The organism is Thermobacillus sp., assembly GCF_003390775.1.
GTDB lineage: Bacteria > Bacillota > Bacilli > Paenibacillales > Paenibacillaceae > Thermobacillus > Thermobacillus xylanilyticus.
On sequence record NZ_QEWA01000028.1, the window covers coordinates 11,318 to 35,747 of the forward strand.

Sequence of the window (24,430 nt, forward strand, 5' to 3'; positions counted from 1 at the left end):
CATCTAAGATTTTGAAAGAAAAATCTATAATTGTTCAACTCCACATTTTAACAGCAGGTGGTATATATAGAAGGTGCGGATTGTAAGCGCTTAAAATTTTTCGTGGATTGGAGGCCGATACGTCTTCATGAGAGGCAAACTGCGAAAACATGTTGCATCGCTTCTGGCGCTGCTCCTGCTGATCCCCGGCGGGATGGCCGCGCCCGCGTCGGCGGTGGACGATCCCGTGGTCGTCTACCACGAGACGTTCGAGCATGGCATCGGCAAAACCGAGCAATCCGGCGGAGCCAGCCTGCAGCACGCCACGGGCGTGTACTTCGACGGGAACACCGACGGCGGCGCGCTGTACGTGACAAACCGCAAGAATGAGTGGGATGCCGCGGACTACTATGTCTCGTCCATTCCGCTGCAGACGGGGATTACGTACACCGTCACCGCGTCGGTGTATGCGGATCCGGCCGATCTGAACGGTCTGGACAAGCTTACGATCGTCGCCGCGGTGGTCACGAAGAACGATCAATACCGGCAGCAAAAGTCGGTGGAGCTCGAGCCGGGCAAACCGGCGACGCTGACCGAAACGTTCACCGTGGAAGACCATGACAAGTCATTCCGCATCCAGACGGATGCCGCCGGCAAAGCAACTCCTTTCTACATCGGCGAGATCAAGTTCGTCCTGACCGGAACGGGCGGACCGGACGAGCCGGACGGCAAGGTCGTCCTGTCCCAGAGTTTTGAAGACGGCGACTACACCGGATGGTCGCGCAAAAGCTGGGGCGGTCAGGGCACATTGGAAGTTTCTTCGGATGTCGCATCGGACGGCTCCAAGTCGCTGAAATTCACGAATCGTGAAAGCGCTGACAGCCAACCGCTCCTGAACGCGACCGGCGTCATGAAGTCGGGACGCACGTACGATGTCTCGCTGAAAGTGAGGCTCGGAGCAGGTTCGGGACAATTCCATATTGCCTCCAAGATCAATTCACCGCTGCTGGACAACCAGTACCCGTGGCTGGTCGGCAACCAGGACGTCACGGCGAACGATTGGACGACGTTCGCGGCCAAGGGAGTCGAGATTCCGGCCGACACGAGCGAAGTGTTGCTCTGGATCGAGTCAGCCGAGAGCAACACGCTGACCTCGGACATTTACATCGACGAAGTGCTGATCGTGGACGTCACCTCCGGCGGCGAGGATCCGGGTGATGTCGATACGAGCGGCATTTTCGACGATTTTGAGAGCGGCATCGGGAACTGGGTGCGCCGGTTCGGCGCGGGCGGCATCGAGGTGACGCAGGAGGACAACCACACCGAGGGCGGCAAGCACAGCCTGAAGACGACCGCTTCGGCCCAATACGACGGTCCGCTGCTCGATGTGCACGGCAAGATGGCCCGCGGTCATCAGTATGAACTGTCGGCGTGGGTGAAAATGGCCCGGGGCGAAGAGCCGACGGTACTCCGGATCAGCATCCAGTACGGCGAGAGCGGCTTTGCGAACGTATCCCCGAACGTTACGGTTACGGATGGGGAGTGGGTGAAGCTGAGCGGCCGGTACACGCAGTCCGTGACGCCCGGCGATCACCTGAACGCCTATGTGGAAGTGGCGAACGATTACGGCGGGCCGCGAACCTTCCTGATCGACGATTTCGAACTGAAATACATCGGGCCGGTGGCCGGACCGAATCCGGATTTCACGCTCCCGGCGATCAAGGACATCTACAAGGACCAATTCCTGATCGGCAACATCATGAACCCGGGCAATTTCGACGACGAAATCCGGTCGAAGATGCTGAAGCATCATTACAATCTGCTGACCGCGGAGAACGCGATGAAGCCGGAGTACGCCTACAAACCGGGCACCCGGGAGTTCGACCTGACGGACGAGATCGCGCTGGCCGAGCAGGCCATCGCGAACGGCTTCAAGGTGCATGGCCACGTCCTCGTATGGCACTCGCAATCACCGGATTGGCTGCATACCCAGGTGGATGCCAACGGCACTCCGCTCCGGGATGCGAACGGCAACATTCTCTATCTGGACAAGGAAGAGGCGCTGAACAATCTCCGCACCCACATCCGGACCGTCGTCAAGACGATCGGCGACCGGGTGATTTCCTGGGATGTCGTGAACGAAGCGATGAACGACAACCCGCCCAACCCGGCAGACTGGCGCGATTCGCTGCGCCGTTCGGGATGGTATTACGCGATCGGTCCGGACTACATCTATGAAGCTTACAAGACCGCTCGCGAAGTGATCGACGAGAACGGCTGGGACATCGAGCTGTACTACAACGACTACAACGATGACAACCAGAACAAGGCGACGGCTATCGCCAACATGGTCAAAGAGCTCAACGAGCGGTACGCGGCGGAAACGAACAGCGACAAGAAGCTCATTGACGGCATCGGCATGCAGTCGCACTACAACCTGAACACCAACCCCGACAATGTGCGGGCATCGATCGAACGGATCATCGGCCTCGGCTTGAAGGTCGGCATCACCGAGCTGGACGTCATGGCCGGAACGAACGGCACGATCACCGAGGACCAGGCGATCCGGCAAGGCTGGCTGTACGCGCAGCTGTTCCAACTGTACAAGGAATATGCCGATCATATCACGCGCGTCACCTTCTGGGGCGTCGACGACGGCACAAGCTGGCGATCGGAGAACAGCCCGCTGCTGTTCGACGGCCGTTATCAGGCGAAACCGGCGTACTACGCCGTCATGGATCCCGCCAAGTTCATCGAAGATCATCCGCCGGCGGAAAAAGAGTACCAGGAAGGCACCGCCGCTTACGGCACACCCGCCGTGGACGGAACGGAGGACGCGGTATGGAGCCGGGCGGAGGAGCTGCCGATCGCACGCTTCCAGACGGCGCACAACGGCGCGACCGGCACGGCCCGGGTGCTCTGGGATGACCGGAATCTGTACGTGCTGATCAAGGTTCAGGATACCGCGCTGGATCAGACGAGCGATCTGCCGTACGAACAGGATTCCGTCGAAGTCTTCCTTGACGAGACGAACAGCAAGGCGCCGTCCTACGGCCCGGGGATCGGCCAGTACCGGGTCAACTACGAGAACGCCGCCACGTTCAATCCGGAGAGCATTGCCGAAGGGTTCGAGTCCGCGGTCGTCGTGAACGGCACGAACTACACCGTCGAGATGAAAATTCCGTTCAAGACGATCACGCCGGCGAACGGCCGCAAGATCGGATTCGACGCGCAGATCAACGACGCGAAAGACGGCGTGCGCCAGAGCGTGGCGATCTGGAACGACCTGACGGGCCAGGGCTGGCAGGATCCGTCCGTATTCGGCGTGCTGACCCTGACCGGCAAGCCGCAAAGCGGCGGCGGTCCGTCGCCAACGCCCTCGCCGGCGCCCGCTCCGGAGCCGGCCGTGGCGGAAGACGGCACCGTGACCGTCAAGCCGACGATCGCGAACGGCCGGGCGAAGGCGAGCCTGAGCGGCGGCACGCTCTCGCAGGCGCTTGAACTCGCGGCGGCGGACGACACCGGCCGCAAGATCGTCGTCCTTGACATCGATGCGGAAGACGCCGAAGCCGTCGACGTGGAATTGCCGGCCGGGTTCCTGGCCGCTGACGAGCCGTATGTCATCCGGCTCAGGACGCCGCTGGGCATCGTCGACTTGCCGTCGAACATGCTGGCGGGCATTGCCGGGGATGCGGAGACGATCACCATCGCCATTTCCGGCGTCGACGACCTCGAACTGGATGAAGCCGTGCGCAACCGGATCGGCGATCGGCCGGCGATCAGCCTGAATGTGCTGGCGGACGGCGAGGCCATCGCCTGGAACAACCCGAACGCGCCGGTCACCGTGTCCATCCCGTACGAGCCGACGGCGGAAGAGCTCGCGAATCCGGGTCATCTCGTTGTCTGGTATATTGACGGGGAAGGCCGCGCAACGGCCGTGCCGAACGGCCGCTACGACGCCGAATCCGGCGCCGTCGTGTTCCGCACGACCCATTTCAGTGTCTATGCCGTCGCTTACGTCGTGAAGACGTTCGACGACATTGACCGGGTGCCGTGGGCGAAGCAGGCGATCGAAGCGATGGCTTCCCGCGATATTATCGACGGAAGCGGCGGTTCAAACTTCGATCCGCACGCCTTCGTCACCCGCGCCGAATTCGCCGCCCTGCTCGTCCGCGCGCTCGAACTGAAGGATACGGGCAAAACCGTCGCGATGTTCAGCGATGTGGCGAAGACGGACAAATTCTATGACGAAGTGAGGATTGCCAAACAGCACGGCATCGTCAGCGGAAACCTGCTTAACCGGTTCAATCCGAACAGCCCCATCACCCGCCAGGACATGATGGTGATGGTCGATCTGGCGCTCCGGGCCGCAGGCAGACCGCTTCCGGAAGGAGGCTCTCTCCTCCGGTTCAAGGATGCCGGCGACGTGGCCGCATATGCCCGGAGCAGCGCCGAGAAGCTGGTGGCGGCGGGAATTGTGCAGGGAGCAGGCGGCACGCTCGTTCCCGGCAACCGTCTGACGCGCGCGGAAGCCGCCGTCATCCTGTACCGAATCTGGGCGCACTGAGCGAAAGCCGCATGGCAATGAAACGGGCCGTCCCGCAGGCAGCCTTGGCTGCCGGGGAACGGCCCCTTGCTTTTGCACGTTACTTCTTCACAATCGGAATCCAGACCTCGCAGCGGTAATCGGGTGCGGACGAATCTCCGTCCAGGTAAACTTCCAGCTCCGGTCCGTGGGCATGCTCGTAGTTCGTTGACGGGAACCACTCCTGGAAGATGCGCCGGATCACGTCCTGAATGGCGCCCGGCAGCGGGCCGACGGAAGTGAATACGGCCCAGGATGCCGTCGGCACCGTATAGCCGGTCCATTCATCTCCGGCCATCTCTGGTCCGGCTTCGACGGCGATCATGTAAGAAAAATCTTCCTGGCCGGGATCCATGGGCAGCACGACCCCCATCGCCATCTTGCCGGTGAGCGATTCGAGCCGCGGGATCCAGCCGTCCGCATAACCGGCGTTCCAGAATTTCGGAATCTCTCTGAAATTTTCGCCGTCCCGCGTCGTCGTATCCAGCACTTTCCCGATCACATGAAACGCTTCCCGCTCGACAATCCGATAATCCATCGCATGAACTCCTTTCAAGGATAGTTGGAATTCCATGCGGGGGAAGGCTTTGAGCCGGACGCCGGGATTGCGGGCTTCGGACGGCGCGATGCCGTGCAGCCTGCGGAACGCCTTGGCGAACGATTCCGGCGAATCGTACCCGTACTTGAGCGCGACATCGACGACCCGGGCCTGCGTCGATGCCAGCTCCTGCGCCGCCAGTGTCAGCCGCCTGCGCCGGATGTACTCCGTTACCGTGAGTCCCGCCACCATATGGAAGAGCCGGTGGAAATGGAACGCCGACGAGTAAGCCGCCCTGGCCGCCTCCTCGATGCTCACCCCGTCTTCCAAATGACGCTCGATGTAATCCAGCGCCCGGTTCATTCTGTCCAGCCAATCCATCCGCATCGTCCTCCTCATCCACCGTAACATGAGGGTTCCAAAGCCGCCTGTTCAGGCTTGCTCTCCGATGACAGATGGCGGCGATGGCGTCGGTTCAGCCGAAGAACGCTTCGAGCTGTTCCTTCACCTGTTCGTTCGCATTGCCGACGACCGTGACGCGGCGCGGCTTGCCGAACAGCGCCTGGATCGGCTCGGGATACACTTGCGAGATGTTCCGCAGCCGGATCGCCTCGTCGAACTTGGCGGGATGGGCGGTGGACAGCGAGATCGTGACCTCGCCTTCGTCCGACCGCTTGTCCGCGGCCGCGACGCCGCAGGCGGTGTGCGGATCGAGCAGATAGCCGTACGATTCGTAATAGCGGGCGATCGTGTCGAGACATTCCTCGTTCGACACGCTGTAAGCGGCGAAGTCTTCCCGCACTTTAAGCAGCACGTCCTGCGGCACTTCGATCCGGCCTTCGGACTTGAACCGTTCCATCAGCGTCGCGACCGTGCCGGCATCGCCGTCATACAGGTAGTACAGATAGCGCTCGAAGTTGCTCGCCACCTGGATATCCATGGACGGGCTGTACGTGCCGCGGAATTCGCCGGGCTGATAGACGCCGCTTGCGACGAAGCGGGCGAGAATGTCGTTCTCATTCGTCGCGAGCACGAGCTTGCCGACCGGCAGCCCCATCCGCTTCGCGATGTAGCCGGCGAAGATGTCGCCGAAGTTGCCGGTCGGCACGCTGAAATTGACCGGGCCTGCATGCCCCTGTTCCGCCAGACGGAAGTACGCGTAGAAATAGTAAACCGTCTGTGCAAGAATGCGGGCGATGTTGATCGAGTTGATGGCGCGCAGATGATACTGCCGCTTGAACGGAACGTCCGCGAACAGTTCCTTGATGATGCGCTGGCAGTCGTCGAACGTACCTTCGACGGCGAGGTTGAGCACGTTGTCGTCCTGCACCGTCGTCATTTGCAGTTCCTGCACCCGGCTGACCTTGCCGTGCGGGTGGAGGATGCAGATCTTGATGCCTTCCTTGCCGCGCACGCCTTCAATGGCCGACGCCCCGGTGTCGCCGGACGTCGCGCCGAGGATATGGATGACCGAACCGGTCTTCCGCGAGACGTAAGCGTACAGATTGCCGAGGAACTGCAGCGCGACGTCCTTGAAGGCGAACGTCGGGCCGTGGAACAGCTCCAGCACGTGCAGATCGTCGCGCAACTTCACGACCGGCGTGACGTGCGGATCGCGGAACGTCGCGTAGCTTGCGTCGACGAGCCGCTCCAGCTCTTCTCGCGGGATGTCTTCCTCCATGAACAGCGCCAGAAGCTCCAGCGCCAGCTCGGGGTAGGACAGCTTCCGCCACGCCTTGAGCGCGTCGTCCGACAGCCGCGGCAGCCGCTCCGGCACGAGCAGCCCGCCGTCGTCCGCGAGCCCCATCAGGATGGCGTCGGTGAATCCGATCGGGGCGACCCCGCCCCGGGTGCTGATATACTTCATATCGATCTCCTTGTCGCAGCATTGAGTGTGAAGCGGCCGCCGGCGCACGCCTGCCCGCTTCCTCCATGCCCCCTATTGTACATCAGGATGCCCGTTCCGGTCGACTCCTCGCGAGATGAGGGGCAGGGGGCGGATATGGTGCAAATATGCACTACCTGCGGGCGATTTTCGCAGAGGGCGGCGGATCTGGTGCAAAAATGCACCACGTGCCCGTGAACAGAGGATCAAGCGCGGAAAGGCGGGCAGCCGCGAAATTTTTTTGCATCAAATCCATTATCGAAACGGGCGGACATGGGGTAAAATATAGAGGGTTATGCAATCAATGGGGAGTGGAAAACCATGGCGAACGACGAACTGATATTGACTCCGGAAGGGTACAAACAGCTGGAGGAAGAGCTCCGCGAGCTGAAAGGCCCGAAGCGCAAGGCGCTCGCCGAACGGCTCAAGGTCGCGATCAGTTACGGCGATCTCCGCGAGAACAGCGAATATCATTCCGCGAAGGAAGAGCAGGCGTTCATGGAGACGCGGATTCTGCAGCTCGAGCGGATGCTGCGGACCGCCAAGGTGGTCAGCCCGGACGAGGCGGGCGACGGCTCGGTCCAGATCGGCTCGACCGTCCTCGTGCACGACCTCGAATTCGACGAGAAGATCGAGTATCGGATCGTCAGCCCGGCGGAAGCGAACGTCAACGAGAACAAAATTTCGTACGAGAGCCCGCTCGGCAAGGAACTCATCGGCAAGAAAGCCGGCGACAAGGTGAGCGTCACCGCTCCGATGGGCATCATTGAATACAAGGTGCTCGAGGTCAAAAGCTGAGCGTCCCCGCATCACCCTGCGCGGCGCTCGCGCCTTCGCCGGGGTTGCCTGCCCCGCGCTTCAATATGTTACTATAGAGAGAAGCATTACGGGCCGGCAGGCCTGAACAGGGGAATCGGACATGGCCAACAGCATTCAGCAATTCAAGGCGGATTTCTTCAAGGCGCTGGCGCATCCCTTGCGAATCCGCATTCTCGAGATTCTCTGCGAAGGCGACCGCAGCGTGAACGAAATCCAGAGCCTCCTGCAATCGGAAGGCTCGACCGTTTCGCAGCAGCTCGCCGTGCTCCGGAACAAGAACGTCGTGTACGGGGTGAAAGAGGGGACGACGGTCGTCTACTCCCTGCGTGATCCGCTGATCAAGGATTTGCTGCAGGTGGCGAGACAGATTTTCGACAACCATCTGATCGACCAGATTCAATTGCTTGAAGAGATTCGCAACGAACCGTTGTGAATGGAAGCAGACGCAAGAACGGCCCGGGTTCCGCTGGCGGAATCCGGGCCGTTCCGCGTCTTTCGGGCAGGCTGCGGTCTCCAAGCTTCGCCCGGACAGCCCGGAACGGACAAGAATCGGAAATTCGGGGCGCCGCGTCCGTTTTCGCGCGAATTCCGCCTTTGACAGGAAGGAGGAAGCGGGAGTAGGATACATCTTGTGTTTCTTATATTTGAAAATTTAAATATTTAGATAACCATAAAAACAGAGAAAAGAGGCGCATCCGGGTTGCAACCTACGGAACGTACAGGCGGATACGGGTGGGAGAAATTCCGCAGGGATCTGGTCTCCGGCATCATCGTCGGTCTGATCGCCATTCCGCTCGGCATGGCGTTCGCCATCGCCTCCGGCGTCGAGCCGGAGTACGGATTGTACACGACGGTGATCGCGGGCATGCTGATCTCGCTGCTGGGCGGTTCCCGATACCAGATCGGCGGGCCGACCGGCGCCTTCATTCCGGTGCTGCTCGCCATCGTGCTGGAGCACGGCTACGAGCGGCTGCTGACCGCCGGCTTGCTGGCCGGCATCCTGCTCGTGATCATGGGGCTGCTCAAGGCCGGCTCGATCATCGCGTATATTCCGAAAGCGGTGACGGTCGGCTTCACCACGGGCATCGCGGTCATCATTTTCACGGGCCAGATCGGCAATTTCCTCGGACTTCAGGGGATGAAGCAGCATGAGTTCTTCCTGCAGAATATCGGGGAAGTGCTGCGGCGGCTGCCCACCGCAAGCTTCGAGAGCGTCTGCGTCGCGGCGGTCTGCCTTGCCGTGATGCTCATCCTGCCGCGCGTGACGACGAAGGTTCCGCCGGCGCTTGCGGGCATTGCCGCCGCCACGGCGGTTTCCCTGCTGCTGTTCGATGGCCGGACCGCGACGATCGAGTCGGTCTACGGCACGATTCCGTCGTCGCTGCCGGCGCTTGCGCTGCCGGATCTGTCGTGGGGGACCATCGTGACGATGCTGCCATCCGCCCTGCTGATCGCCGCGCTCGGCAGCATCGAATCACTCCTGTCGGCCGTCGTCGCCGACGGCATGACGGGCACGCGCCACAACAGCAACCGCGAACTGGTCGGGCAGGGCATCGCGAACATCGTCACGCCGCTGTTCGGCGGCATCCCGGCGACCGGCGCGATCGCCCGCACCGCGGCCAACATCCGGACGGGCGCCGCTTCCCGGATGTCCGGCGTCATCCACGGCGTCGTCGTGCTGCTCGTGCTCGTCCTGCTCGCCCCGCAGGCGTCGAAGATCCCGCTCGCGGCCATGGCTCCGGTGCTGATGGTCGTCGCCTGGAACATGAGCGAGCGGCGGGCCTTCAAGGAACTGCTGCGGAAGCGGTCGCCGGAGTCGGTCGTGCTCGTCGCGACGTTCGCCCTGACCGTGTTCATCAACCTGATTGCCGGCGTCGGCTGCGGCCTCGCGCTCGTGTTGCTGTACCGGCTCCGCGAAGCGGTCCGGAGGCGCGGCGCGGTCCGTACGCCCGCCGGCGCGGTCGCCGATTCCGTCCCGCTGTCCAGGCGGAGAGGGCGCGGATGACCGGCTGTCAAGGCCGCAGAATGACCTTGATGCAATGCTGTTTCCGCTGTGCGAAAATCTCATATCCTTGCTTCGCTTCCGAGAGCGGCATCACATGGGTGACAATGTCGCCCGGATCGAGGCGGCCCTGCTTCATCAGGTTGTAGACGACGGGCATGTAGTGGACGACCGGTGCAAGGCCGCCTTTCATTGTAATGTTTCGGGAGTAAATTTCCCCGTAGGGAAATCCGTTGTAGCGCATCCCGTACAGACCGGTGACCTGGATCAACCCGCCTTTGCGCACCGCCTGCGCGGCGGTGATGAGCGCTCCCAACGAACCGCCTTGCATCTTCAGCATTGTCTCGACATACTCGACGGGCGTCATTTTGCCTTCCATGCCGACGCAGTCGATGACGATGTCCGCGCCGCCCCGCGTCATCTCCTTGAGCAGCTTTCCCGTCTCCGTCGGTGATTCGAACGCGACCGTCTCCACATTGTTCGTCCGCCTCGCATGCTCCAGCCGGTAGCCGACGGGTTCGACGGCGATGACCCGCTTCGCTCCCATCAGCCAGCAAATCTTCTGCGTCACCAGACCGATCGGACCGCATCCGAGCACGATGACCGTATCGCCCGGCATCACGCCCGCGTTTTCAGCGCTCCAGTAAGACGTCGTCAGCACATCGGAGATCATGACGAGCTGCTCGTCGGTCAGCTCGCAGTCGTCCGGAATGCGGAACGGCAGATAGTTGCCGTACGGCACGCGCAAGTATTCGGCCTGGGCACCGGGATAGCCCCCGCCCTTGTCGGAGAAACCGAAATAAGCGCCGATTTCCGCGTTTTCGTTCGAGTTGTCGCATTGGCTTTCCAGCCCGTTCCGGCAATAAAAACATTCGCCGCAACTGACACTGAACGGGATGACGACCCGGTCGCCTTTCTTCACCCGGGTGACTTCCGGACCGACTTCCTCGACAATGCCGAGCGGCTCATGGCCGATGACGAAATCCTTCGGCAGATCCGGGACCATGCCGTGCACGAGATGCAAATCCGAGCCGCAGATGCCGCTTGCCGTCAGCCGGACGATGATGTCATCGGGACGTTCAATGCGCGGGTCGGCGACCTCTTTCACCTCGATGCTGTGGGCGCCCTGGTACGTGACGGCTTTCATTGATGAGACATCCCTCCGCCTGTGTCGAAATGGCATCGCCTGCCGGTAGGTTATCCATTCGCATCCATGTTATACTGGGGGCAGAAGCGGTATGGTCGGACCGCTTCTTGTGAAGCAAGGAGGCGGGATGAGCGTGCGGATGGAACCGGTGCGGGACGGCTTCTTCGACCGGCCGACGCTGGAGCTTGCGCAGGCGCTGCTCGGCATGCTGCTGGTCTGCGTTACGGAGGAAGGCGCGGCCGCCGGCCGAATCGTGGAGACGGAAGCGTATATCGGTCCGGAGGATCGCGCCGCCCATTCCTGCGGCAACCGGCGCACGCCGCGGACGGAAGTCATGTTCGGCCCGCCCGGAAGGGCCTATGTCTATGTCATGCATACCCACAGTCTGTTCAATGTGACGAGCGGGAAGGAAGGGAAACCCGAAGCGGTGCTGGTCCGCGCCGTCGAGCCTGTCCTGGGACTGGAGTTGATGCGGGCGCGGCGCGGGCCGGTGAAGCGGCCGTTCGATTTGACGAACGGCCCCGGCAAGCTGACGAAGGCGCTCGGCATCACGAAGGCGGACTACGGCCGTCCGCTGACCGCGCCGCCGCTGTTCATCGCGCAAGGCCGACCGGCCGAAGCGGTGGCATGCGGCCCGCGGATCGGCATCGAAGGAAGCGGCGAAGCGCGGTTCTACCCCTGGCGGTTCTGGGAAGCGGGCAATCCGTATGTGTCCAGGGGCAGAGGCGCCGCCGCGCGGGAATGACGCTGTCGGATCACGTCATCAAGACAAGGAGGCAGGGTTGCCATGCAAATTGTCGGTCAATTGCTCGATATTGCCGCCACCGTCATCGTGCTGGCGGTGCCCGTTGCCCTTATCGCGTTGTATGTCTGGGACAAATATCTTCAGCGTCAGCATTCCGTTCTGAAAACGCATCCGGTCATCGGCAGGCTGAGGTACGTGTTCGAGATGCTCGGACCGGAATTCCGGCAATATTTCATCTGGGGCGACAAGGAAGGGCGGCCGGTGGACCGGGACACGCAGGCGTATATTGCCAAGGCGGGCAAATACGGCTCGACCGTCATCGGATTCGGCTCGCGCCGGGATTTCCAGACGGAAGGGTTCTTCCTGAACAACGCGCTCTTCCCGAAGAACACGGACGAACTGGCCGTCGACCAGACGGATGTCGTCACGACGACGTACAAATATCAAATCTTGAGCGAAGGACTGATCTCCCGCAAGGAACGGCGCATCCGCGCGACATCGCTGCCCTGGGCGCTGACCGAGCGGGATGCTGTCGTTATCGGCGATTACAACAAGGTGCGGATGCCGTACAAGACGCGAGGCTTCGTCGGCATCTCGGGCATGAGCTTCGGCGCGCTCTCCGACAACGCGGTCCTGGCGCTCGCCCAAGGCGCGGCGATCGCCGGCCACACCTGGATGAACACCGGGGAAGGCGGACTGTCGCCCTATCACCTGTCGAAGGTGTACGAGCTGCGGGACGGACAGGCCGCAAGGCCGCGGGACCGGCATGAAGCCGCCGTTTTCGATTTCGTGCGGAAGCGCCGTATCGTCTCGAATTTCGAGATTCTGCGGGAGCTTGCGGACATTCCGCATGAAGACATGCGCGTCTTCGACATGGAGGAGAATCCGTACATCCAAGCCGCGGAGCGCATGGCCGCCGCCGGCGTGCTGACGCGCAAGGCAGCCGATCTGATCTTCCAGATCGGCTCGGCCAAATACGGCGCCCGCTCGGACGCGCGCGGCACGTTCGATCCGGAGGCGTTCATGCGGACGGCCGGACGTCCCGAGGTGAAGATGATCGAGGTGAAGCTCGCGCAAGGGGCGAAGGTGCGCGGCGGCAAGCTGCCGAAGAGCAAGCTGACGCCGATGATCCGCCGCATCCGCGGCATTCCGATGGATTACGACGGCGATGTGGAGTCGCCGAACCGGTTCGAGGATTTCCGCGACCTGCCGTCGCTCTTCGCGTTCCTCGAGCGGCTTCGGGAGCTGTCCGGCAAGCCGGTCGGCATCAAGCTGGTCGTGGGCAGCGAGCAGGCGATCGATGAGCTGGCCGCCTTCATGCGCGAGTCCGGCACCGGACCGGACTTCCTGACGATCGACGGCGGCGAGGGCGGCACGGGCGCGGCGAACATGGAGATGGCCGATTCCCTCGGGCTGCCCGTCTATTCCGCGCTGCTCCTCGCGGACAACGCGCTGCGGCGGCACGGCGTGCGCGACCGGGTGAAGATCATCGCCAGCGGCATGCTCGCCACCGCCGATCGCATTGCGATCGCGCTGGCCTTCGGCGCCGATCTCGTCAACGTCGGCCGCGCCGCGATGAACACGATCGGCTGCATCAACGCGCTGAAATGCAACACGAACGAATGCCCGACCGGTGTCACCAGCCACAAGCCGGAGCTGAAGAAGGGGCTGGTCATCGAGGAGAAAAGGTTCCGCACGGCCAACTACCTGACGACGGTTCGCGAAGGCGTCTACATGCTGGCCGCTTCGTGCGGACTCGATTCGCCGGCGGGCTTCAGGCGGGAGCATGTCACGTTCAAGGACCGGAACGCGTCCGCCGTCCGGATGGACCGCTTATGCCCGTACCCGGACGAACCGTCGCCGGCCGCGCGCGCCGCCGATTCGGCACGCACGGGGTGAAGCGGGTTATTGCGGCCAGTCCCGTTCGGCGAACCGCTTCACGATCTCGATGACCGTCTCGGCGGCTTTCGCCATCACGTCGACGGACACGTATTCGTAGCGGCCGTGGAAGTTCTCGCCGCCGGTGAACAGGTTCGGCGTCGGCAGCCCCATGCAGGACAGCTGCGAGCCGTCGGTGCCGCCGCGGATCGGCCGGATGACCGGCTCGATGCCGAGGCTGCGCATCGCCTCCTCGGCGATGTCGATGATTTCGCGTACCGGCTCGATTTTGTCCCGCATGTTGTAATACTGGTCGTTCATTTCGATCCGGATCCGTTCTTCGCCGTATGCGGCCTGCAGTTCGGCGGCGACATGGGCGAGATACGCTTTCCGGTCTTCGAACTTCTCCCGGTCGAAGTCGCGGATGATGTACTGCATCCGGGCATGCTCGACGTCGCCTTCAAACCGGATGAGGTGGTAGAATCCCTCGCGCCCTTCCGTGTATTCGGGAGCCTCTTCGGCGGGCAGTTTCGCATGGAACTCCATGGCGATCTTGGAGGCGTGAATCATTTTGCCCTTGGCCGTGCCGGGGTGGACGTTCTTGCCGCGGATCTCGATCACCGCCTGGGCGGCGTTGAAGCTTTCGTACTGCAGCTCGCCGAGCGGGCCGCCGTCGACCGTGTAGGCCGCCCACGCGCCGAACCTCGCGACGTCGAACCGGTGCGGCCCCCGTCCGATCTCTTCATCGGGCGTGAAGGCGACGCGCACGGCGCCGCGCCTGATCCCGGGATTCCGGACGAGATGATGCATTGCCGTCATGATGATCGCGATGCCGGCTTTGTTGTCCGCGCCGAGCAGCGTCGTGCCGTCGGTCGTGACGAGCGTATGACCGCGGTAACCGGCAAGCTCGGGGAAGTCGCGCGGCGACAGTACGATCCCCTGCTCAGCGTTCAGCACGATGTCGCCGCCGTCGTACGCTTCGACGATCTGCGGCTTGACATTTTTGCCGGTGAAGTCGGCGGCCGTGTCGAGATGGGCGAGGAAGCCGATGACCGGCACGCTGCGGTCCGTGTTGCCCGGGAGGGTGGCCATGACATAGCCGTTGTCGTCCATGGCCGCGTCGGTCAACCCGATCGCCTTCAGTTCATCCACGAGCATGCGGCCGAGTTCGAGCTGGCCGGGTGTCGAGGGACAGGTGCCGCTGTCCGGGTTCGACCGGGTGTCCACTTGAACGTAACGCGTGAGGCGTTCGATAAGCTCTTTTTTCACGACGGATCGCTCCTAAACAGGTGGATTATGGGATATTATAGGCATTCGCCCGGACCGGCCGCAACCGACGGAAAACAGGCCGGCAGGGATTAGGCCAATTTGCAAATTTCGACATGAATCGACAGGATGAATCTTACAGATCCCCGGTCCTTCGGTTATAATGGTGACAGGCGGCAGCCGGTGGGGAGGAACATACGTGGAGGACAAGGGGATGCGCCGATGGTTCTGGGGCGCCGCTGTCTTGACGACATGGCTTGTGCTGTCTGTCGGAACGATCGTTTATCAGAAACAGAAGCTGGACGAAACCGAACGTCTTAAATATGAAGCTGCGGCGGCGGTCGCCGCATGGGCGGACGAATTCGCCGCCTGGACGAAGATGCGGATCGCCGAGCTGCGCGTCATGGCGGGCACAACCGCCGTCCGGTCGGGAAATGACGAAGAAGCGCTGCCCTATCTGGCCGAAGAACGGACGAGGCACGCGGACCTTCCGCTCCTGGGCTTGATCGGTCCGGACGGAACGATCGTCTTTCCGGACGGATCATCGGCGTCCGTGAAGGAAGACGGCGCAGTCCCGCATGAAGCGGACGGCGGCGGGATGCTTTACGGCCCGGTCGACGGCCCGCACGGCGAGATCGGTCTCGTGCTGGCCTTTCCTTATCAACGGACGGACGGGGCGCCCGGCGGAGCCGTGGGCAGCTTCGTGCCGCTGGCCTGGGTGCACGAGACGTTTTATACATACACGCTGACGGAGGAACAGACGGTTTACTTTCTGGCCGGCGATGCCGCGTTTCGGCTGACGGAGGGCGGCGGGCCGGCGGAGGATCCCGGCCTGGCCGGCCGGATCGGCTCGCGGGACGCTGCGGATTCCGGGGTGATCCGGTTCGAGCGGGACGGTGAAGATTTTCTGTTAATATACGGAAAGGCGGCGGGGACGCCCTGGACGCTCGCGGCCGCCGCTCCCGGCCGGCTGCTGCTGGCATCGGCGGGCAGCGGCTTCTGGCGGACCGCGGCGGGCTTCGCCCTTCTGGATGCCGTTTTGCTGCTTCTGCTGTACATTTTTCATCAAGGCTTCGCCTCCCGGTTCCGCGATCTGAAAAAGCGGCTGGCCCAGATGAGCCACGCGGCCAGACACGATCTGCTGACGGCGCTGCCGAATCGGCTGCAGCTCAGGGAGGCGCTCAACGCGCTGATCCGCAGCCATCCGTTCTCCGAGGACCGGCTGATCGGACTCGTGCTCATCGATTTGGACCGTTTCAAGAACGTCAACGATGCGCTGGGCCACAACGTCGGCGACCGGCTGCTGATCGCGGCCGCCGGCCAGCTCGGCGCCGCCTTGCGCCAAGGCCAGCGGCTGTACCGGCTGGGCGGGGACGAGTTCGTCCTGCTGTTCGAAGCGCTGAAGGCCCCCGGGGAAGGCATCGCCGAAGCGGAGCGGGTGCTCGGACGTCTGCGCGAGCCGATTCGGCTCGAACATCACGAATTCATCGTCACGGGCAGCGCCGGCATCAGCTTCTATCCGAAACATGCGGCCAGCGGCGGCGAACTCCTGCGGAACGCCGATCTGGCGATGTACCGCGCGAAGAAGCTGGGAGGCGGCTGCCTCGTCTGCTATGACGAATCGATGGTCGAGCAGACGACGCGCGAGGTGGCGATCGAGCAGCATCTGCGCAAAGCGGTGGCCGAAGGCGAGCTGGCGCTGGTCTATCAGCCGATCCAGGCGATCGCGAAAGGGAAGTGCGGCCTGTTCGCGGAGGCGCTGCTGCGATGGCATTCCAGGGAGCTCGGCCCGGTGCGGCCGGATCTGTTCATTCCGATCGCGGAGAGCACCGGCCTGATCATCGAGATCGGCGAATGGGTGCTGCGGCAGGCATGCACTCAGCTCGGTCTGTGGCGGCGCAGCGGGCTGCCGATCGATCGCGTGTCCGTCAATCTGTCCGCCATCCAGCTCGAACAGCCGGGCTTCGTCGACACCGTGCGGACGATTCTGGCCGAAACGGGCTGTGATCCGGACGGGCTGATGCTGGAACTGACCGAGAGCGCGGTCATCAGCCGGATGGATGTGATCGCCAGGACGCTGCGCGAACTGTCGGATCTCGGCATCCTGATCGCGCTGGATGATTTCGGGATCGGGTACTCGTCGCTTTCCGTGCTGAATCAGTTGGATGTTGACGTGCTCAAGATCGACCGCTCGTTTATCTCGCGCATCCATGACGGCAGCAAGGACAGGGCGCTCGTGAAGGTCATCCTGTCCATCGCGTCGCTGCTCGGCATCGATTCGATCGCCGAAGGGGTGGAGACCGAGGAGCAGCTCGAAATGCTTCGGGGCATGCAATGCACGCACGCCCAGGGGTATCTGCTCAGCAAGCCGCTTGACCGGGCGGAGTTCGAGCGGTATGCGGTCCGTTACCGCAATCCGGGGCTGACGTAGCGGTTCGGCCTGGCATGGTTGCCCGGGCGGAGCGCACATCAAGATACTTCAGCTTTTCGTGAGCAAATATCGTGCATTTGTGCACCATGCTGCGGATACTGCGGGCGGATGCCCGAAGGGTGGAGGTGCGGCGATGAGGGACGATAAGCGTCTGGCGGGAACGGACGGTCAGACGGAAAAAGCCGGCCGGGCGGCGAAACCGGACATTCTGATCATGACGGCGGTGGAGGCGGAACGGGACGCGGTGCTGCGCGGGCTGGCGGGCTGCCCGCGGGCGGAGGTGCGGCTGGGCGGCGTCGGCCCGGCATCGGCGGCCGCGCGGACCGCGGCGGCGCTCGCCGGGGGCGGATGGCGCCTCGTCATCAGCGCGGGGATCGGCGGCGGGTTTGCCGGTGCGGCCGGCATCGGCGACCTCGTGCTGGCCGACGTCATCGCGGCCGCCGATCTCGGCGTCGAGACGCCGGACGGCTTCCTGCCGGTGGACGAGCTCGGCTTCGGCACGTCGCGCATCGCGGCCGATCCGGACTGGTCGGCCCGGCTGGCGCGGCGCATCGAAGCGGCCGGTCTGCCGCTTCGCCGCGGTCCGGTGCTGACCGTCTCGACCGCGACGGGAACGGCCGCCACCGCGGCCGAACGCGCACGCCGCGTGCCCGGCGCCGCCGCCGAAGCGATGGAAGGCTTCGGCGTGGCGGCCGCCGCCGCGGCTGCCGGCGTGCCGGTCGCCGAGCTGCGCGCCGTCTCGAACGCGGTCGGCCCGCGCGACCGCGCCGCGTGGCGCATCCCTGACGCGCTGGCCGCATTGGAATCGGCGTTCGCCGCCGCAAAGGAGGTTTTCGAAAGCAGATGAACACGCTGCGCATTGCTTACTCGCCGTGTCCGAACGATACGTTCGTCTTCCATGCGCTGGCGCACGGCCTCGTGCCCGGGGCGCCGAAGCTGGACGTGACCTACGCCGATGTCGACAAGACGAACCATTACGCGGCCGAATCCGATGATTTCGATGTGCTGAAAATTTCGTACGCCGCCCTGCCCTGGGTGCTCGACCGGTATGCCCTTCTGCCGTGCGGCGGCGCGCTCGGCCGCGGCTGCGGCCCGCTCGTGCTGACGGCCCGCCCGGCCGGTCCGGAGGCGCTCGCGGGCAAGCGGGTGGCCGTGCCGAGCGACCGGTCGACGGCGTACCTGCTGTTCCGCCTTTGGGAGGCCCGGCATGTGCCGGGCGGTGTCGGCGAGATCGTCGTCATGCCGTTCAACCGCATCATGCCCGCCGTCCGGGACGGCGAGATCGCCGCCGGCCTGGTGATCCATGAGGCACGATTCACCTACCATGAATACGGCCTGTCCCTCGTCGAGGACATGGGCCGGTGGTGGGAAGAGGACACCGGGCTGCCGATTCCGCTCGGCGCCATCGTGGCGCGGCGCTCGCTCGACCGCGGGGCGATCGCGTCCTGGATCCGCGCTTCCGTCGAATACGCCTGGGCGCATCCGGAGGCGTCGCGCGATTACGTCATGCGCCATGCGCAGGAGATGAAGCCCGAGGTGGCGCAGGCGCACATTGATCTGTACGTCAACGCGTTCACCGCGGATCTCGGCGAGGAAGGCTACGCGGCGGTCGAAGCGCTGCTCGGCCGCGCCGCCCGGGAAGGGCTCGTGCCGGCGTTCGACCTGTCGGCGCTGCGCTGAATCGCGGCCCGCATCCGGCGCCTTCCCGATGATAAAAACTTCGTCTGTTCCGGCGGAATGGAAGGATGCCGTGAACAGACGAAGTTTTTTTGGTCCGTCCGAGGGGATGGCGTCTGCCGTTTTTCGCTTGCCTCAGGCCGTTCGGCCGACCGGCAGCATCCGCACCACGGCGGCCCCGGCGGCCTGCATGCCCGTCTTCACGATAAGCTGGCCGAGGATCGCGCTGCCGACCGCCTCCCACGGCAGGATGCCGGCGCCGAGCGGCGACAGGCCGATCAGCACGAACAGCACGCTGTCGATGACGCCGCCGGCGAAGCCGCTGTACAGCACGCGCCAGGCCATCGGCAGCTTGAGCCGGCTGTAGATCTCCGTATCCGTCGACTCGGAGACGAGGAACGTCACGGCCGACGCGGCCGTAATCCACAGCGTGTCGCCGAGCAGCCACGACGTGGCGGCGGAGAGCAGCATGGCCGTCAGAATCGCGGCATACGTCCGCTTCCGTCCGATCGCCTGCTGCACGAAATCGCGCAGGATGAACGTCGCGCCGATGAACACCGAACCGGCCGGCACGAGGAACGCACCGAACTCGAGCGGCGCAAAGCGCGCGGTGACGACGTTCGCGATCACGATGGATGCCAGATACAGAAGGATGATTCCGATTCTCATGTCAGCGTCCTCCCTTAACGGTTGTCCACTTTTTCGGGATACAGGTCGTGATGGAGCAACCGGTGTTCCGCCATCGCCTCGTATTTGGTTCCCGGCTTGCCCCAGTTGCAGTACGGATCGATCGAGATGCCCCCGCGCGGCGTGAATTTGCCCCACACCTCAATGTACTTCGGGTCCATCGCTTCAATCAGATCGTTCATGATGATGTTCACGCAATCCTCGTGGAAATCGCCGTGATTGCGGAAGCTGAACAGATACAGTTTCAGCGACTTGCTCTCCACGAGACGCTTGTCGGGAATGTACGAGATGTAGATCGTCGCGAAGTCCGGCTGTCCCGTCATCGGGCACAGGCTGGTGAACTCCGGACAATTGAACTTGACAAAATAGTCCCGCCCCGGATGCTTGTTTTCGAACGTCTCGAGCAGCTTGGGGTCGTAGGTGTACGCATACCGCGTGTTCCGGCTGCCCAGCAGCGTCAAATCCTGCAAGTCTTCGTGTCCTCTTCCGGCCATAAAAAAATCTCCTTTCGCGTGTGGTTCCTGCAGCGAAACGAGATTCGACGAACCGATTCCCATGCAAAACACAAAAGAACGATTGCGACAGGGCGATCGTTCAGCCTTAGTTTTTTATAGAGGGAGTTCGCGAACCTCTCCCGGACGGTGATTCCGGATTTTCTTATGCAGTTGACTTCGTCAGTATAGCATAACGGACCTGCTCTGCCCAGCCCGTCCGCGCTGGAAACAAATCGCTGGACTATTTTCCGGCCGCGCGGGGAAGTTAAGCGGGGAAAGGAGGCGGCGGACATGGCGCGGAGAGGCAGAAGGCGGCCGCTCGTTCCCGGAGCGGGCCCGGCGCTGGAAGCGCTGAAAGCGGAAGTGATGCGCCGCGAAGGCTGGGCGGTCAATCCGGCGCGGCCGGGCGACGTGAAATATGAAGTCGCGCGGTCGATCGGCGTTCCGCTTCAGCCGGGCACGGGCGGCGAGCTGCGCACCGATCAGGCGGGCGCCGTCGGCGGGCGGATCGGCGGACCGATGGTGCGCGAAATGATTCGCATGGCGAAGGAAAGGCTGGCGGAGCGGCAGTGAATCGGGCATCCCTTATCGGGGTGCCTGATTTTTTTTATCAAAGCGGGAAGCGCAGATCGGGGACAGATTGTGTTAAAATAGTTGACACATTGGAGGTGGTATGATGCGTCTGCTGTTGTTGAAACACTTCTCCTTTGATGACGGGTCAGTTTTCTTGACATGGGCAAAAGAACGGGGGTGTCCCGCCGAAGTATTCGAGCCGCCGTCCGGACCGCCGTTCCCGCCGATGGAAAGCTTCGATCTCCTGATCGTGCTCGGCGGTCCGATGAGCGTCTTCGAGGAAGACAAGCATCCGTGGCTGATTGCGGAGAAAGCGTTTCTGCGGGAAGCGATCCGGAGCGGCAAGCGGGTGCTCGGCATCTGCCTCGGCGCGCAAATGCTGGCGGAAGTGCTGGGCGGCCGGGTGTACCGGAACGGGGAAAAAGAGATCGGCTGGCATCCGGTGCGCCGGACGGAAGCGCGCCATCCGCTGCTCGCCGGGCTGCCGGAGATGTTCTGGTCGTTCCACTGGCACGGCGACACGTTCGAACTGCCGGAGGGCGCGGTTCATCTGGCCAGCTCGGGCGCGTGCCGCAACCAGGCGTTCGCCTTCGGCGACCGGCTGCTCGGCCTGCAGTTCCATCTGGAGACGACGCCGGCCTGCATGACGGCCATGACGGAAGCGTGGGCCGACGAACTGGTGCCGGGCCGGTGGATCGAGTCGGCCGCGGCGATGCTGGCGAAAACCGCCCGCTGCGCCGATTCCGCCGCCTGTCTGCGCAAGATACTGGATCGGATGCTCGCGGCGCATGCGGGGGAACGCGCGGCGGGGTGAGCGGGCGATCGGGGGACCTTCGATGCGTCGGACAAGGTGAGCGGCGATCGGGCGACACCGGCTGCCCTGCCGGCGAGCGCGGCCGAATTCGACGGAGCTGCCGCGCCGCCCGAAGCAGGCCGGCCCCGCATCCGGATTGTCACGTCGGCTCGCCGGAATGCGGCTGCAGCCGCTCCATGAATTCGTCCAGGTCGAGCGCGGCCTTGTTCTGGTTGCATTCGCGGCACGCGGTCACGCAATTGACAGGCGTCGTGTGGCCGCCCTTCGCCCGCGGCACGATGTGGTCGATCGTGTCGCCGTACTTCCCGCAGAAATAGCAGGTGTAATTATCCCGTTTCAAAATATACTCGCGGAACGCCTTGTTGCTGTACAGCCTGCGGATCGTCCGGCGGTTCACGACGACGGCGGCATACTCGCGGACCAGCGTGACGGCGGTCTCGAGGTCGGTCTCCTGCCGCCAGCGGCGGCCCTTGTCGGTCCGGCCGCGCATCCAGATGACGCCGGATTTGCCCGGGGACAGCACGGAGGGGTCCGGCCCGACGGGCCGAGGCGGCAGGGGCATCGGCGGCAGGATGGACGCCGCTTTCCGGCGCGTGCGGCGGCCGTTCTCTTCCGGCTTCGCAGTCGCCGCGTCCTCCCGGCGAGCCGAATCCCCGGCGGGCGGCTCCGGGGCGGTCTGCGCCGCCCATGGCTGCGCGCTTGCCTGCTCCGGCGCGGAAGTTTCAACGGTTGCCGCGCCTCCGGCCTGCGCTTGCCGGTGTCTGTTCCGCTTCCGTCCGCCGCGCTTCCCGCGGCGTTTGCGCCGTTTGCCACCCGTTCCGGCACCGGCGTCGACTGCGGGCCCGCCGACGTCCGGCTGCACCTCCGGCGCCACGGGTTGCTGCGCTTCAGCAGCCGCGGACGGCTTGTCCGCTCCAGCCGCCATCGTCGCCCTGGCCCCGGCCGCACCGGCCGCCCGCATCCGGCGGCGGCACTCGCGGCACGCGCCGCGGCGCGAGTTCGGCCCGGCGCGCTGGCCGGTCCGCCGCTGAAATTCCTCGAGCGGCCGCTCGGCATGGCAATAAGTGCATTTTTTGGTCTGCGGATATTCCGCCGCGTCCTGCCGCTTGCGATCCATGCGCCTGATCCTCCGGTCATTCACAATACATCCTTATTATACGCGATCTCCCGGCTGTGATCGAGAAAAGCCCGGCTGCGTTGGGTTGCAGCCGGGCTTCATTGTTCCCGAATCAGATTGCGAACGCCGACACCGCGAACACGGCGGGCGAGTTCCAGTAGATCGTCACCTCGTTGCCGGCGTAGCTGTCCTGGTGGTCGATGTAGCATTGGGCCGGCGGCTTGCCCTGCAAAGCCCCGCGCATGCAGTCGTCCTGCAGGCCCGCGTTCGGCCCGCCCGAGACGAATCCGGGCACCGGATCGTCGATGCCATCCGCGACGCCCGGACGATAATGCGGGTTCCGGTACGCCCTGGAACCGAAGCCGGTCACGAAGCTGACACCCAGCACGTTGCGGCCCATCAGGTAATGGATCTGGTCGAGCGCCGCCGCCCGCCAGGAGATGTCGCCCAGCAACTGGTGGGCGACAAGCAGCAGCATCGCGTCGTTCATGACGAGCATATTGCTGCCCCAGATGTACTCGTGCCGCTCCAGCGATACCCGATAACCTTCGGCGGCGGCAATCGCCGCGATCCGGTCCGCTTCGGCGCGCAGCCCGTCGAGCAGCTCGTCATACAGGGCCGCGTCGGCTTTGTCGCGGCCGTTCAGCAGATAGGCGATCGTGCCGTAGCCGCCCATGTCGGCCCAGCCGAGCGCGTATTTGTCGAAGTCGTCCCGCTTGAACCGCTTGAACGCTTCGTGGAAAACATCCTCGCCGGTCGTGCGATACAGTTCGGCCGCCGCCCAGTACCGTTCGTCGCGGTCGCCGCGCCGGTCGCCGTACTCGCCGGTGAGCACGTCGGGCGGATTCCGGTACCCGGGCGCGTCCGGATTCCGCTCGAGCCAGTCCCACGCCCGGCGGGCCGCCGCCAGGCACCGGTCGGCGCAAGCGGGATCGAACGGCCGGTAAACACGGGCCGCCAGCGCCATGACCGCCGCGAAATCGGCCGTCGCCGTCGGCGAGATCGGCATGACGTACAGGTCGCCAAGATCATCCTCCGCCTTCATGTCCAGCGGGGGGAAGCGGAGCGTCGTCAGCTTGTGATGCACGCCGCCCGTCGCCTCATCCTGCAGTTTGAAAAGAAAATCGAGCTCGTAACGGCACTCGTGCAGCACGTCCGGCATGCGGCCGTCCGTCTCCGGGATCGGGACGGGCCGGCGGAAAGCTTCCGGATAGCTTTCCCAGGCGAGCAGCAGATCGGCGACCGCTTTCGCGGCGGGCACCGTGTACTTGCCGTAGTCGCCGGCGTCGTGCCATCCGCCGCAGCCGTCGATCCGGCGCCCGGGATCGCCGTACACGATGGCGGGCGCCAGGTGGCAGGCGCCGTGCGCCCATTTTCCGGCGAACTCGGGGACAAGGTCCATGCCGCAGCGGAAATAGTAGAATGCCTTGAGCAGGCCGCGATGCAGCTCGTCGTAGGGGCGCTCGGACACTTCGAATTCGGCGGACGATTCGCCGTCCATCTCGATGCGGTAGCGGCCGGGCATGGTCAGGCCGGTGAAATCGCCATGCGCGACGCTGACGCCGCTGTTCGGGTCCGGCACGGCTTCGCCCGTTCGGCCGCAAAATACGGCCTCGCCGGTCGCGGCGTCCACGACTCTGAATGCCCCCGCCTTCGTGAAGCAGGCGATCTTCGCCGCCCGCACGGGGTATCCGATTTGATTGACCGCGATGGAGCAGATATCGTGATTCATCCAATCGCTCCTTCCATTCGATCTGTTGCGTATGCGATAATACAGGAGGATGCAGGCGAGT

The 24,430-nt window shown here is 63.8% G+C and carries 18 protein-coding genes, 1 pseudogene and 1 riboswitch; of the genes and pseudogenes, 11 read left to right on the top strand and 8 right to left on the bottom strand.

Translation table 11 applies throughout. The annotated features are described in order from the left end of the window. The first annotated feature begins 127 nt into the window (after window positions 1–127). Window positions 128–4,546: an endo-1,4-beta-xylanase gene (locus C6W55_RS03910; RefSeq protein ID WP_286891558.1), complete on the top strand. Its 4,419-nt coding sequence runs from the start codon at window positions 128–130 to the stop codon at window positions 4,544–4,546. A gap of 79 nt (window positions 4,547–4,625) precedes the next feature. On the opposite strand, the gene C6W55_RS03915 is transcribed toward C6W55_RS03910, so the two are convergent. Both C6W55_RS03915 and thrC read right to left on the bottom strand, forming a co-directional pair. Next, window positions 4,626–5,483 (bottom strand): AraC family transcriptional regulator, encoded by an 858-nt coding sequence (locus tag C6W55_RS03915; RefSeq protein WP_286891559.1) that lies wholly within the window; start codon window positions 5,481–5,483, stop codon window positions 4,626–4,628. 94 nt (window positions 5,484–5,577) lie between these two features. After that, complete coding sequence (gene thrC / locus C6W55_RS03920) at window positions 5,578–6,969, bottom strand: threonine synthase (protein ID WP_286891560.1); 1,392 nt, start codon at window positions 6,967–6,969, stop codon at window positions 5,578–5,580. Between the two features lie 339 nt (window positions 6,970–7,308). Here thrC and greA point away from each other — a divergent pair, with 339 nt between their 5' ends. From greA to C6W55_RS03935, 3 genes and pseudogenes are all read left to right on the top strand, one after another. Continuing rightward, the gene (greA, locus tag C6W55_RS03925; protein ID WP_286891561.1) at window positions 7,309–7,785 is read left to right on the top strand and encodes a transcription elongation factor GreA; all 477 of its coding nucleotides are present in this window, start codon (window positions 7,309–7,311) and stop codon (window positions 7,783–7,785) included. 121 nt (window positions 7,786–7,906) lie between these two features. Further along, window positions 7,907–8,239, top strand: a complete 333-nt coding sequence (locus tag C6W55_RS03930; RefSeq protein ID WP_213482969.1) for an ArsR/SmtB family transcription factor — start codon at window positions 7,907–7,909, stop codon at window positions 8,237–8,239. 267 nt (window positions 8,240–8,506) lie between these two features. Further along, a pseudogene (locus C6W55_RS03935) lies at window positions 8,507–9,709 on the top strand (SulP family inorganic anion transporter); the annotation flags it as partial. Between the two features lie 109 nt (window positions 9,710–9,818). On the opposite strand, the gene C6W55_RS03940 reads toward C6W55_RS03935, so the two are convergent. Beyond that, window positions 9,819–10,955, bottom strand: coding sequence for an alcohol dehydrogenase catalytic domain-containing protein (locus tag C6W55_RS03940; RefSeq protein WP_286891563.1), 1,137 nt, complete (start codon window positions 10,953–10,955; stop codon window positions 9,819–9,821). A gap of 127 nt (window positions 10,956–11,082) precedes the next feature. On the opposite strand from C6W55_RS03940, the gene C6W55_RS03945 reads away from it, so the two are divergent. Then, window positions 11,083–11,700, top strand: a complete 618-nt coding sequence (locus C6W55_RS03945; protein WP_286891564.1) for a DNA-3-methyladenine glycosylase — start codon at window positions 11,083–11,085, stop codon at window positions 11,698–11,700. A 42-nt stretch (window positions 11,701–11,742) separates the two neighbouring features. Beyond that, window positions 11,743–13,599 carry an FMN-binding glutamate synthase family protein gene (locus C6W55_RS03950; RefSeq protein WP_286891566.1) on the top strand — a complete coding sequence of 619 codons (1,857 nt, stop codon included), beginning with the start codon at window positions 11,743–11,745 and terminating at the stop codon, window positions 13,597–13,599. A gap of 6 nt (window positions 13,600–13,605) precedes the next feature. Here the strand turns inward: C6W55_RS03950 and pepT are convergent, their stop codons facing one another. Continuing rightward, window positions 13,606–14,847 carry a peptidase T gene (pepT, locus tag C6W55_RS03955; RefSeq protein ID WP_286891567.1) on the bottom strand — a complete coding sequence of 414 codons (1,242 nt, stop codon included), beginning with the start codon at window positions 14,845–14,847 and terminating at the stop codon, window positions 13,606–13,608. Window positions 14,848–15,043: 196 nt separating this feature from the next. Here pepT and C6W55_RS03960 point away from each other — a divergent pair, with 196 nt between their 5' ends. From C6W55_RS03960 to C6W55_RS03970, 3 genes are all read left to right on the top strand, one after another. Further along, a complete protein-coding gene (locus C6W55_RS03960) occupies window positions 15,044–17,275 on the top strand; it encodes a bifunctional diguanylate cyclase/phosphodiesterase (protein ID WP_286891568.1) in 2,232 nt (743 codons plus the stop codon). A 133-nt stretch (window positions 17,276–17,408) separates the two neighbouring features. Then, window positions 17,409–18,122 carry a futalosine hydrolase gene (locus C6W55_RS03965; RefSeq protein ID WP_286891569.1) on the top strand — a complete coding sequence of 238 codons (714 nt, stop codon included), beginning with the start codon at window positions 17,409–17,411 and terminating at the stop codon, window positions 18,120–18,122. A 5-nt stretch (window positions 18,123–18,127) separates the two neighbouring features. Further along, window positions 18,128–18,955: a 1,4-dihydroxy-6-naphtoate synthase gene (locus C6W55_RS03970; protein WP_286891644.1), complete on the top strand. Its 828-nt coding sequence runs from the start codon at window positions 18,128–18,130 to the stop codon at window positions 18,953–18,955. Between the two features lie 132 nt (window positions 18,956–19,087). On the opposite strand, the gene C6W55_RS03975 is transcribed toward C6W55_RS03970, so the two are convergent. Next, a complete protein-coding gene (locus C6W55_RS03975) occupies window positions 19,088–19,621 on the bottom strand; it encodes a VUT family protein (RefSeq protein WP_286891571.1) in 534 nt (177 codons plus the stop codon). 14 nt (window positions 19,622–19,635) lie between these two features. Next, window positions 19,636–20,133 carry a preQ(1) synthase gene (gene queF / locus C6W55_RS03980; protein WP_213486489.1) on the bottom strand — a complete coding sequence of 166 codons (498 nt, stop codon included), beginning with the start codon at window positions 20,131–20,133 and terminating at the stop codon, window positions 19,636–19,638. A gap of 100 nt (window positions 20,134–20,233) precedes the next feature. Continuing rightward, window positions 20,234–20,277, bottom strand: a riboswitch (PreQ1 riboswitch). Between the two features lie 147 nt (window positions 20,278–20,424). Here queF and C6W55_RS03985 point away from each other — a divergent pair. Next, entirely contained in the window at window positions 20,425–20,706 is a 282-nt protein-coding gene (locus tag C6W55_RS03985; protein WP_286891574.1) for an alpha/beta-type small acid-soluble spore protein, read from the top strand. A 154-nt stretch (window positions 20,707–20,860) separates the two neighbouring features. Next, the gene (locus tag C6W55_RS03990; protein ID WP_286891577.1) at window positions 20,861–21,520 is read left to right on the top strand and encodes a type 1 glutamine amidotransferase; all 660 of its coding nucleotides are present in this window, start codon (window positions 20,861–20,863) and stop codon (window positions 21,518–21,520) included. 139 nt (window positions 21,521–21,659) lie between these two features. On the opposite strand, the gene C6W55_RS03995 is transcribed toward C6W55_RS03990, so the two are convergent. Continuing rightward, window positions 21,660–22,637, bottom strand: coding sequence for an HNH endonuclease (locus C6W55_RS03995; protein ID WP_286891579.1), 978 nt, complete (start codon window positions 22,635–22,637; stop codon window positions 21,660–21,662). Window positions 22,638–22,749: 112 nt separating this feature from the next. Then, on the bottom strand, window positions 22,750–24,369 hold the full coding sequence (locus C6W55_RS04000; protein WP_286891581.1) for a glycoside hydrolase family 9 protein: 1,620 nt from the start codon (window positions 24,367–24,369) through the stop codon (window positions 22,750–22,752). Between the last annotated feature and the right edge of the window lie 61 nt (window positions 24,370–24,430).